The following is a 12292-nucleotide window of genomic DNA, read 5'->3' as shown; positions in this document are numbered from 1 at the left end:
TATTATCAGCTTGAAGTGTTCCTCTTTCCTGCCAACTAAAAACTTAATTAGCGCTAATAGTTTAAAAAATCAAACATAGCCTTATTTTATTTTGATAAATTTCACAATAAATTTTTACTTAGATATTATTGCATTTACTATCGCCGTGAAGTATTTAGAAAGGATGCGCCATGAAGTATTTAACTATTAATTTTTTGCTATTATTAAGTCTATTTTTCAATACAGCTCAAGCAGCTACAGTCATTGATGAAGTGTTACTTAATGACGCATCGGCAATCACAGTAGCGAGTGGCGCGGAGATTAAAGTCACTATCACAGTTATTTTAGACAATAATAGTAAGTGGAAGTCAACATCTTATACCTTCGGTGGTGTTACTTCTTGCATTGATACCGGAAACTACCATGGGAACTGGTACTGGAATAATACTTATACAACAGATTTTTACATTAAGGCACCTGCCGTTGCAGGCGGTTATGATGTTATTTTTGATACCTATGAAAAAAATAACTGTAACGGGTCATCAAGCTATTCTAAGGCCCTCAATGAGGGTCTTACGGTTACTTTACCTGAGCCTGTTCTTCCCATTGCTGAATACCGCTTCGATGAATGTGAATACACAGGAATGGGTCCTGAAGTCATAGACCAAACTGGCAGCCATCCGGCTACTACTCGCGGTGGCGCAGTAAATACTTTTGACTATGGCCAAATACAGCGTGCAGTCGAGCTAACAGATAAAGATCAGCACGTTGAAACGAGTATACCTTTGTCGGCTAACTTCTCCGTAAGCACTTGGTTTAAAAGACCGACTAGTAATACTAATAATCCCTATTTTGTCTTAGGTGCTATGCAATATGGCGGTGATTTGTTGTATTTAGATCGCAATAATGATTGGCATTGGGGGGTATATAATGCTGATACGGGATCAAAAGATGGCGGGTTCTCATTCGCTGATTTAGACAATAACTGGCATCATCTGGTGTTAGTTTATAGTGGAGGGAAAACTCAGTTATATATTGATGGCACTTATAAAGATTCAGTAAATCGAGCACCGACAGGCACATTAAAATATATTGGCACTTCATTTGATGGTGTTACAAGTAATAATGCACAAGGTTTTCGAGCGCCCTTAGATGAATTTATAGTGTTCGATTCAGTACTGACAGCAAGTCAAATACATTCAATATATACTAACCAAAATGCAGAATTCAATTATGATCGTACAACGCGCGAACCAGTAAATTGTAGCTTATCCCCCTTAGTGGAATGGCGTATGGATGAAAATGGCTGGGACGGAACAGTGGATCAAGTGATCGATAGTACAGGTAACGACAAACATGGCACAGCTCAAAACAGTCTATCGACTACCAATGACGCACATATTTGTCGAGCCGGTGAATTTAATGGCATAAATGATTACATCGAGAGCTCAGACATATATGACGTTTTAAGTAATACTGCTTCGATGAGCTTTTGGATAAAAACATCACAAACAGGGAACAACACTGCGTGGAGAGCGCCGGGAATTTCTGGCGTTGAACAAAATGGAGGGACTGATGATATCTTTTGGGGCTGGATCGATGCTTCTGGAAATATCGGCATATCGGTGGGCGATGATAACTCCAGTAAATCAAACTCAGCCATTAATGACGGTAGCTTTCACCACATTGTATTAACGCGTGATGCTGTGACAGGCGCCTACAAAATCTATATCGATGGCAGCCTAAATAAAAGTGGCACAATAGGTACAGGGTTGATTGGTACAGCATTCAGTAGTATTGGGCGCATAGAAGGAGGGAATGGTTATTTCGAAGGCCAGCTTGATGAGTTGAAAATTTATGACAGTGTATTAAGTGATGCTCAGGTCACTGATTTATACAATGAGACTAGGATTTGTGATGTGGAGCAAATCGATCATTATGAGATAATTCATGATGGCAGCGGTTTAACCTGTGCACCTGAAACAGTGACCATCAATGCCTGTACTAATAGCGATTGTACAAGCTTGAGTACAGAAGAGGTAAGCGTAAATTTTCAGGTGAAAAATCAGACATCGCCCACTTTGACAACGATAATCTCCCCCCTCTTTATTGGCAGTAGCAGTTTAAATTTAAGTCATACATTAGCTGAAACGTTAACCCTGTCACTTGCCAACCCCAGCATTAGCCCTATTCATGATTTCGTTTGTAATGATGGAAGCGGCAGCAGCTGTGATCTTGTTTTTGCTGACACTGGCTTTCGTTTTTTAGTTGAAAAATTGCCAGAAGTGATACCAAACGCGATATCAGAAGTGATTCCTACGCAACTGTCAGGAAAACCATCAAATACAGGTTATAACGCGGCCGTTTTATCATTACAGGCAATAAAAACCAATCCGGTAAGCGGTGCCTGTGAAGCTGCACTGACCGATAATATCAATATTGAAATGGCCGCACAGTGTAAAAACCCAACAACTTGTGCGGGGCAGCAAGTATCGATTAACAGCAGTACAATTCCGACCTTAGCTAACAGTGCCTCATTGTCTTATAGCAATATAAGCCTAGATTTTGGCAACAGCAATGAGAGTAGTGCGATATTTGTTTTCAATTATCCAGATGCAGGAAAGATACAATTACACGCCCGTTATAATATTCCTGTCGACGACACGCCAACAGGCAATTATATGAGTGGTAACAGCAATAGTTTTGTGGTCAAACCATTAGGTTTTTATGTCGAAGTAACCGGTAATCCCGCTGCTGAAGGTGCCGGTGATGCGGCTTTTAAAAAAGCGGGTGAAACATTTTCAACCACGCTAACAGCAATGCAATGGCAAACGGGGAATGACAGCAATAATGATGGACAGCCTGACAGCAATGACGCATTAAGCGATAATAGTGTAACGCCAAATTTTGGTAACGAGATCACCCCTGCAACGGCGAATCTCACACCTACCCTTCTTTTACCGACCCCTGGAAATAATCCCCCTTTACTTAATAGTAGTTTCACTAACTTTAACAGTGGTAGCCGCAGTCGCAGCGATCTAAGCTGGGCTGAAGTTGGAATTATCAGTCTGGATGCAAGCAGCAGTTACCTTGACAGCAATAATGTACTGGGAGACCTACCTTTTCTGGGTAGATTTATTCCCGACCATTTTGTTCTGACAGCTACCGAAAATGGCGCGCTCAGCGGCGGCAATCCCTTTGTCTATAGCGGGCAGATGATATCTGCAGATGCGGGCGAAACTGTTGGGCAAATTTCTTATGCAACAAAGCCTGAATTTACCATTACCGCCAAATCAAAGTGCGATTCCCCAGCGACGTGCCCTACGACAAAAAATTACACGGGTAATTTTATGAAGCTACTCATTGGGGGTATCAGTAGTGCGGTGCCAACAAAGGATGCGACTCGAAAAGGTGCTGATGGCACTAATAACGTTAACTTAACCGCCAAGTTAACAGATCCAATAACGTTGCCAGAGCTTGATGGCGTGATCAATTATCAATTTAACAGTACGGATAATTTTGTTTATACCCGTGATAGCAATGCAATCATCGCACCCTTCAGTGCTGGTATCGATCTGCAGATAACCTCAATTACTGATAGTGACGGTGTGGTTGCTGAAGATATTGATGCTGACATAACGAATGGTGTTTTAACTATGCAACCGCTTGGTGTCGAAATTCGTTTTGGTCGCTGGGTTATGGAAAATAGTTACGGGCCGGAAACCTCGGATCTTCGCATACCTATGGCTGTTCAATACTGGGATGGAAGTGATTTTATCCGCAATATAAGTGACAGTTTCAGCACATTTGACGCTATAGATGCCAATATCATTGATAATGAGTTAGTACCCGCAGCACCCGATCCAACCATTTGGGGATTGGGGCAGTTTTTTAATGGTGAAACAAATCGCCTTACAATATCATCGCCTGGCACTAATATACGAGGCTCTGTAACGGTTAGGTTCAGCGTTCCAGCTTGGCTGCAATTCGATTGGAATAATGATGATGGCCTGAATAATGGTCCCTATAACGACAATCCTTCTGCACAGGCAACCTTTGGACTGTATCGCGGTAATGATCGCATTATCTACCGCAGGGAAGTTTTTGAGTGATATTGCGGAAACCCATTGTTCAGCTCTGTACATTTGGCCGTGGGCTTTAGTCCCATATTAGCAAACCAAGCGGGCTAAAGTCCCCAGTTTTGTCTTTTCAATAAAGTAATCAAAGTGATAAATAGTACACTGAAATCGATTAAGCCTGAGCGTTTATAAACTGCTCGCCTCGACGGTTATTTGACGGCGGGTATTGATTTGGCTGTTTTTACAGGTTGCGGTGCTAACCACTTTATAACGGGTAGCAACAGCGGATGAGATGATATTGCAGGTATAATTAACGCCGCAGCCGTGAAAACCAGCGGTATCGCTTGGCAGTGTTGGCTCTATTTTATTACCAGTACAGTTTGCCGCTGATGCCTCAGAAGCCCCCAGAGGAAACAGCTGCGTCAAAGCAATTTCACTGGCTGAATAAGCGGCCAGATAAGCACGTGCGGCATATATTTCATAGCTTGTGCCCTGTGCGCTATCTCGCTGCAGTGACATTAAACTTGCCCCCAATAAAGAGATCACAATAATCACAAAAACGGCAATAAGCAGCGCACTGCCCGACTGTTTTTTAAGCGTACGCCCCCCTTGCTTATGGGACATTGTTGATATGTATGGTTTGTTCAACCGGTACCTCCTGCCCATCAAAATCAAGATTAAAAGTGACTTGCACCAAGCCATTGCGTTGCAATGTCGCAGCTTCAACGGCAAAACTGCCAGTGATGTTGGCCGCCATTAAGACTCCATTATCGCACTGACTGCCACGAAAGATCTGATTAGCACTAAAATAGTAGCTGATATTATTTCGGATAATATAAATACGTTTAGCAGGAGAAGCTAAAGCAAAACCATCGGCATCAACAAACATCAAACGACTATTTGTCGTACCAGCCACTAACGTTTTAACTTTACCAGTATTGGTAATTTCATCCGAAGATAAAAGATATACCACAGCTTTGTCGCCACTCTCAAAGCTATAATCACCGGCGGGAATTGTCGCTATCGCGCCAGATGCCTTACTTATCGGTAGAATAGGAAAGTCACTGCCATACAATGAAGTGGCAATAATGGGAGTAAAGGTTAAACACTGTCCGCCTGATGTTACCACTGCGCTATTTGGCAGGGCATTGGAGACTTCTCTTCGTAGCCGCTCCATCACAAAGCGCACGCTGTTTAATGACCTGTCGCGCTGTGTAATATCCGTATAGATATCTACCCCGGTGCCGATATAACTGCTGGTCATAATACCGAGTGCGGAGAGAATAATAATCACCATCACCAGCTCGATTAAGGTAAAGCCTTTTTGTAAAGCCGTCTGTGCAGCAGCCATTAATAATTCCCCTTTAACGCGGAAAATACAATCTCTTCATCACTGGGGGTTTTAATGGTCACATCAATACGTTTCATGGTTGTGCCAGCAAGCGATGTGCTGTCTGCACGTACTGCAATTTTTACGGCGTAATTATTATATTGAGCGGTTAAGGGATTGCCGACCACGTCACCATAATTAACCGCACTAATAAAATCAGTCAGGACAAAATCATCCACATCGTTAAAGGTAGGATGTTTTTGTTCATTGAGGTTAATAGGATCGGGTTTCTCTCCCCCATCTGAATGCGCACCATCAGGGCCATAATCGATAATAGCAGTACAGGGTACCGCTGTAGGCGTGCCAGCTGTTTGCCAGGCTGTACCGTCAAACCATAAATTAGCATCGCCCCAGATTTCCCCGCAGCGATAATAACCACCGCTATGATCAGATTTTTGATCATAAGAGCGGGTCAGGATATCCTCCATAATATTCTGACCTAACTGCGATGCGCGCAGGCGATATAAAGGCTCCAGCGCATCTTTGCTTTGTGATACCAGCATGGTATTCATGCCCACCATAGCAATGGCTAATACCACAATTCCCACCACCAGCTCAACCAGCGTAAAGCCTTTATTCATAACCTTACTGATCATGAATATACCCCTCTGTTTCAATTTTAACCTTTAAATTATTATCACCAGTAATCTTAATTAGGCTAGATCCTGAAACTAATCTGCCTTGCAGATCAAAGCGGTATTTAGCAGGAATTAACATGTTTTCTGGAAAGCTGACACTATTGAATTCATTGTAACTGTCGTCACTACAATGATTAGAGGTGGGTTCAATGCACGCCACGCTGCTTCTCTCCGTCTGCTCATGATAAAAGCAAGTGTCTTTTACCACCAGCCAGTAACAGGCGTTATCTGTTGCCCCCGCAGTAGGATCAGCATTCATCCCCTGCAGCTGCACAAGGCGTAAGCGGGCGATCAATTGATCGCGCACAGTATAATCTTCAAATCCTGATTTGCTGGCGAGCTTAGGAATGGCGGTCGCTGCCAATACGCCAAGCACAATAATCACAATCACAAGCTCTACCAGTGTAAAGCCTGCGCTTTTAATTGCTGCATTATTGTATCTGGCTGACGGCATTTTAAATCCAGTTAAATATGTGGGTTAACGGCTAGTTTAACAGCCTGCTTCATTAATGGTGATTTGCGGGCGAAATCCACTGTCCAAAGCACCTTGATAGCTGATATTACAGCTAGAAAGCGATCCGGGCCCCTGTTTGGTCCACAAATAAAGAGTTCCAGGTTGATCTATCGCGCCCAACTGGTCGCTGTAAAGCCAGTCCGTTTTATCTAAGGTGATGGTTTTTATTATTTCACTCCAAACCGCCTGCGGGTAACCATAACGGGTAGCAACCACAAAGGGATCGTTCAAGTTACTGCTATCAATCAGATGATCCTGCTGTATTGACACTAAACCAGACAGCTTAGATTCATTGCCTGCTAACAGTGATTTATTATAAGTTAAACTGGTTGCCGTCTCGAGTGTTGCTTTCATATTTTGCAGTACAGCAAGGTTAGCAGAAACATCCAAAGCAATATATTTTTGCAGCGCTGTTGCACTTAAAATACCGATTAAGGTCACCACTAAAATCAATTCGATCAATGTGAAGCCAGTTTCTCTATATTGATATTTACGGCTCACTATCACCACTCTCCATCGTTATTTACTTCTTAAACTAAGCATAGAGGATATTTATTACCGCTGAGCAAAAAACAAGGTAAAAAAAATCCCACGGTAAACGTGGGATTTGGAAGTTTTTATTCAACTCGTTTAATAATTAACAGTCAGTTTCATCAACTGTAATTGTTGGGCGAGCAACACTTGTTGCTACGTTATAAGTAACTTTACAGGTACTAGATGCGCCTGACGTTGAACCCGTAGCCGTAATCGTTGCTAGATCAGTACCATCAACGATAGTCCAATATTCAGCAGGTAATTCAGTTACAGCAAGAAGTGAACTTTCTGTCGCGTCAGGATAACCGAAAATAAGGTCTACTCCATCAATACTTTCACCAGATGCAGTTTTTTCAAAGCCCTTAATAGCAGCTCGCGAATAAGTTAAGTTTGCAGCCCCTTCTAAGGCGGTTTTAACCCCTTTCAGAGAAGCTGCACGCGCATCTCCTTGTAGATCGATAAATTTTGGTACGGCCGTTGCAGCTAAAATACCTAATATAACAATTACGATAACTAATTCAATTAACGTAAAACCTGATTGTTTTTTCATAATATGTAAATCCTGTATTCTAAATGTTGTGTGTTGTGTGTTGTAAAACTACGGAGTTAGACAACGAATAATTTAAAAAATTCACGCAATAGTAAACTTACCTGAAAGAGATAATCAGATCTTACCCTAAATAAAAGCTGAGCCATACCATAAAAGCTGCTCTTGTATCACGTTCTTGCTTGAAAAACAGCAACACTATCAACCAGCCATCATGGCAGTGTCAAATCAAAATCATATTGCTAATTTTGATTTGAACTATCTACGTTGAGTTAAGGTCTTACCAGATAATCGCCAATACCAATCCACTTATAAGTAGTTAGCTCTTGTAGCCCCATCGGACCGCGCGCATGTAGCTTTTGTGTTGAAACGGCCACTTCAGCACCCAAACCAAATTGACTGCCATCGGTGAAACGGGTGCTGGCATTCACATAGACTGCCGACGAATTAACTGCATTCACAAATTTATTGGCGATGCTAAAGTCATTGGTCAGAATAGCCTCAGAGTGCTCTGAGCTATGATCGCGAATATGTGTTAACGCTTCGTTTAACCCTGTTACCACTTTTACACCTAAATTAAGCGATAACCATTCACGGGAAAAATCACCCTCTTGTGCCACTACCGCCTTATCACCTAAAATTGCTTTGGCTTTGCTTTCAGCAACTAAAGTCACACCCTTTGGTACAATATAGTCCGCTAATTTTGGTAAAAATGTTGCGGCTATTTTTTCATCGACCAGCAGTGTGTCAAGCGAATTACAGACACTCGGGCGCTGTATTTTGGCATTTGCAATAATCGCCAGTGATTTATCAAAATCGGCGCTTTGCTCCATAAACATATGACAGATGCCGATACCGCCAATAATAACGGGGATAGTGCTGTTTTCTTTACAGAACTTTTGCAGCCCTGCATTGCCACGCGGAATAATCATATCCACATAGTTATCCATTTTTAACAGCTCACCGACTAAAGCGCGATCGGTATTTTCAATATACTGTACCGCCGATTTCGGCAAACCCACTGTTTGCAGTGCAGATTGGATCACTTTCACTAACACCATATTGGAGCGGATTGTTTCTTTGCCGCCGCGTAAAATGCTGGCATTACCTGTTTTTAAACAAAGCGCCGCAATATCAATAGTAACATTAGGACGCGCTTCATAAATAACCCCAATCACCCCGACTGGCACACGGCGTTTGCTCAGTTTCAGGCCATTTTCAAGTAATTTACTATCAAACTCTTCCCCAACGGGATCGGCTAAATTAATAACACTGCGCAGATCGCCAATAACACCTGCTAAGCGTGTTTCATCGAGTAATAGACGATCTAATAACGCATCGGTTAGTCCCGCATCAATACCGGCTTGTATATCTAGTTTATTTGCCTCAACAATCTCACTTTCATTTGCTTCAAGTGCTAATGCAATAGCTTCTAATGCCGAATTTTTTTGGTTGCTATCTGCAATCGCAAGTTCATAACTTGCTTCTTTTGCGAGCTTTCCTATTGTTTGTAAATTCATTGTGTTTCCTTATTGTATTACCACCTAGTTAGGCCGCTATTAAACATTTTTAGAGCAGTACTAAATCGTCACGGTGAATCACCACACGACCATGTTCAAACCCTAAACAATTTTCTATTTGATCTGAATGAAGACCTTTAATTTTTTCGATATCAATACTTTTATATCTTACCACACCACGGGCAATTTTTTTGCCTGCATGATTTACAATCACCACTATGTCGCCACGCAAGAAAGGCCCGATAGTACCGATAACACCTTTTGCTAATAAACTACTGCCAGATTCAAGAATGGCCTGCTCGGCGCCCGCATCGACAATAATAGTACCAGCAATACGCGATCCTGCAAAAATCCAATTTTTACGCGTTTCCAAACGGGATTTAACCGTGGTAAATCGTGTGCCGACCGATTGATTATTAACCGCATCAATAATCACCTCTTTTTTATGACCAGAGGCGATCACCACCTCAATTCCAGCGCGATGTGCAACCGTTGCCGACTGAATTTTAGTGGCCATGCCTCCCGTACCTAAACCGCCAACGCTGCCGCCCGCTAGCGCATAAATTTGATCGGTGATTTGGGAAATTTCAGTGAGTAGTTGCGCGTCTGGATTGCTGCGCGGATCGGCCGTGAATAATCCAGCCTGATCAGTGAGCAGTAGTAACTGGTCCGCATCCGCTAACAGCGCAACTAATGCAGAAAGATTATCATTGTCGCCCACTTTTATTTCGCTGGTTGCAACCGCATCATTCTCATTAACGATCGGAATAATGTGATGTTTAAGCAGTGTTTTAATGGTATCCCGTGCATTCAAAAAGCGCCCGTGATCATCTAAATCAGCACGTGTTAATAGCATTTGCCCGACATGCAGATCATAAATTTTAAAAAGATTTTCCCATTCACGTATCAGTTGACCTTGACCAACAGCGGCAAGCATCTGTTTATTGGCAATGGTCGGCGCAATATCATGCATATTTAAATGCTCTTTACCGGCAGCAATGGCGCCAGAGGTCACCACGATAATTTGATGGCCCTGTTTTTGTAACTGCGCGCATTGGCGGACAATTTCAACCATATGCGCACGATCTAATTTTGTTGTGCCACTGGTGAGAACACTGGTGCCTAACTTAACAACAATCGTTTTTTTCTTGATTTTCATGCTTATTTCATTTTTACTTAGAAGTTAAGAGATATAAATTCCTACGCGGAGCCTTGCGCTGCGTAGCAACTAGAAAAAAAATTTGTACGCAATATAAAAAAACAGCAACTCCATTATAGTTACTGTTTTGATACCCAAACCACCTGAATCTGTATATTCAGGTGGTTTGGTATAAGTATACCACTATTAATTTTCTGTTCACTCGTGGGCATAATTACCAACAGCCTACACCTCAGTCAGCGCAATTTGCTGTAGCGCTTCAAACTTCTGCCCGGTTTCAATATTAATGACGGCTTCCAGTCGTTTTATAAATAACTCAAATGAGTTATCAAGCTGTTGCAGATCTTTTTGGCAAATATTTTCAATAACCCAATCGCCTTCTAAATTATAAGTGCCATCAAATCGCTGGTAATAAAAACCATTTTCCTCTTTTGTAACAACTAGCCACCAACCATAAAACTCTCTTTTCTCTGGTTCATTTTCAGAATCGATACAAATTTCCAAACAATCAAAAAAGAATGAAAATTCCGTTGATTGTAGCTTGCGAAAATAAGGTCCCAAATCAGTGAACAACTTAAATAGTCGGCCACGAGAAGGTCCTGTTCTAACCGTTAGTGTCATAAAAATATCTTCCTGATACTGGCGAAATGTACGGATCTTAATTTAACACTCACTCAGACAGATGTCTTGTTAACCACTGTGCAGAATAACTTAAAGAGTTTAAATATGATTCAAAAATGGGAGGCTTATCAATAATATGCGATTCCCCTTCGCGGCTTGCACGTGCGATTAGGCGTAAATCTTCCTGATTGCAGATAATATCATCTTTATGACCGATACTGAGCAGCGGTGTTTCGATGCGTCTGCGCGCCAGCAATCCTTGTTTGATTAAGGAAAATGGCACGCAATACGGGTATAGGGTTTCAACACTGGAGTTCTTAATTTGCATTCGTGACGCGAGGCAATCCAAGAACATAGGAGGTAACTGTTTAAAGCTCTCTTTCTTATCAAATAGGCTACCGACCGCCGCGCCCACACAGACCACAGACTTGACCTTTTTAGGCTCTAAAAAAGCCAGGCGGGCAGCAATATTACCGCCAAAACGCATCCCCATTACGGAAATTCTATCATGATCCACCCAGGGTACACTTTTCAAATGGGCAATAATTTCCTGGTATAAGTCAGAGGATTTTTGATCTAATTTAATATGCGTAGAATGACCTATCCCCGGCAGATCAACACTCAACATCGCAATCCCCGCCGGAGCAAGATCTTTTTCAAATAGCTGTAACAGATCACATTGCAGGGTATCCACTCCACCGCTAATAATAACCACAGGATGGATTGTCTCGGTATCAGGAAGATGCAGATAACAAATAACCTCTTTTCCTTGAAAAGGCACTTTTATCTCTTTTAGCAGGTGATTGTCATCAAACTTAAATGACTCACGATAATTATGAAACGCCAAAACCCGAGCCTGGAGACTTAATTCATCACCTTTTAAATGCGGGTAGCTGGCGACACTATAAAATTGAGAAGCGCAATAATAAGCTTGTTTTGCATTTTTCCGTTCGCCCAGTTTAGCAAATTCATTGCCCTTTTTTTGATAACGCATCCCCTGTTGCGTCCACTCATAAGCCCAATTACCCTTTCTAAAACCAATAACGCTGTCTAATATCTCCTCATTACTGCGTTGATTCGTGGAGGCTGAAATATGCGAAAGCACATCGTAACAATCGATAAGATCTAAACCTTGCCATGACCAAAGCATAAATTTTAACAAACGATACCAACCATTGTGTTTCTCGCCATCCATAATGACATCATTTAAAACATGGTTTTTTTTTGTTGATGAATTAGGGATAATCATTGTAGTTTCTTGCGCATTAAATTTATGAGCAAAAAGTGTTTTGGATAAGTTCTCTGACATAA

General features: G+C 41.9%; 11 protein-coding genes. 1 reads left to right on the top strand and 10 read right to left on the bottom strand.

Annotated elements, in window-relative coordinates; all coding sequences use genetic code 11:
• Positions 1–170 precede the first annotated feature (170 nt).
• Complete coding sequence (locus ACJAT7_RS04385; protein WP_415225582.1) at positions 171–4091, top strand: DUF6701 domain-containing protein; 3921 nt, start codon at positions 171–173, stop codon at positions 4089–4091.
• Positions 4092–4244: 153 nt separating this feature from the next.
• Here ACJAT7_RS04385 and ACJAT7_RS04380 read toward each other — a convergent pair whose 3' ends face one another.
• From ACJAT7_RS04380 to frsA, 10 genes are all read right to left on the bottom strand, one after another.
• Positions 4245–4706, bottom strand: coding sequence for an MSHA biogenesis protein MshP (locus tag ACJAT7_RS04380; RefSeq protein ID WP_415225581.1), 462 nt, complete (start codon positions 4704–4706; stop codon positions 4245–4247).
• Positions 4672–5409 carry a type II secretion system protein J gene (locus ACJAT7_RS04375; protein WP_415225580.1) on the bottom strand — a complete coding sequence of 246 codons (738 nt, stop codon included), beginning with the start codon at positions 5407–5409 and terminating at the stop codon, positions 4672–4674. Before ACJAT7_RS04375 ends, ACJAT7_RS04380 begins: the two co-directional genes overlap by 35 nt.
• Positions 5409–6044, bottom strand: a complete 636-nt coding sequence (locus ACJAT7_RS04370) for a type IV pilus modification PilV family protein (RefSeq protein ID WP_415225579.1) — start codon at positions 6042–6044, stop codon at positions 5409–5411. The genes ACJAT7_RS04375 and ACJAT7_RS04370 overlap by 1 nt, the downstream gene beginning before the upstream one ends.
• Entirely contained in the window at positions 6034–6540 is a 507-nt protein-coding gene (locus ACJAT7_RS04365; protein ID WP_415225578.1) for a Tfp pilus assembly protein FimT/FimU, read from the bottom strand. The genes ACJAT7_RS04370 and ACJAT7_RS04365 overlap by 11 nt, the downstream gene beginning before the upstream one ends.
• Positions 6541–6576: 36 nt before the next feature.
• Positions 6577–7101 (bottom strand): type II secretion system protein, encoded by a 525-nt coding sequence (locus ACJAT7_RS04360; RefSeq protein ID WP_415225577.1) that lies wholly within the window; start codon positions 7099–7101, stop codon positions 6577–6579.
• A gap of 136 nt (positions 7102–7237) precedes the next feature.
• Positions 7238–7684, bottom strand: a complete 447-nt coding sequence (locus tag ACJAT7_RS04355) for a type II secretion system protein (RefSeq protein WP_415225576.1) — start codon at positions 7682–7684, stop codon at positions 7238–7240.
• Between the two features lie 269 nt (positions 7685–7953).
• Complete coding sequence (locus ACJAT7_RS04350) at positions 7954–9201, bottom strand: glutamate-5-semialdehyde dehydrogenase (protein ID WP_415225575.1); 1248 nt, start codon at positions 9199–9201, stop codon at positions 7954–7956.
• Positions 9202–9250: 49 nt separating this feature from the next.
• A complete protein-coding gene (proB, locus tag ACJAT7_RS04345; RefSeq protein ID WP_415225574.1) occupies positions 9251–10360 on the bottom strand; it encodes a glutamate 5-kinase in 1110 nt (369 codons plus the stop codon).
• Positions 10361–10585: 225 nt separating this feature from the next.
• Complete coding sequence (gene crl / locus ACJAT7_RS04340) at positions 10586–10981, bottom strand: sigma factor-binding protein Crl (protein WP_415225573.1); 396 nt, start codon at positions 10979–10981, stop codon at positions 10586–10588.
• A gap of 49 nt (positions 10982–11030) precedes the next feature.
• Positions 11031–12290 (bottom strand): esterase FrsA, encoded by a 1260-nt coding sequence (gene frsA / locus ACJAT7_RS04335; RefSeq protein WP_415225572.1) that lies wholly within the window; start codon positions 12288–12290, stop codon positions 11031–11033.
• Positions 12291–12292: the final 2 nt, after the last annotated feature.

The organism is Psychromonas sp., from assembly GCF_047632995.1.
GTDB lineage: Bacteria > Pseudomonadota > Gammaproteobacteria > Enterobacterales > Psychromonadaceae > Psychromonas.
This window is presented reverse-complemented; position numbering and strand designations above follow the sequence as displayed.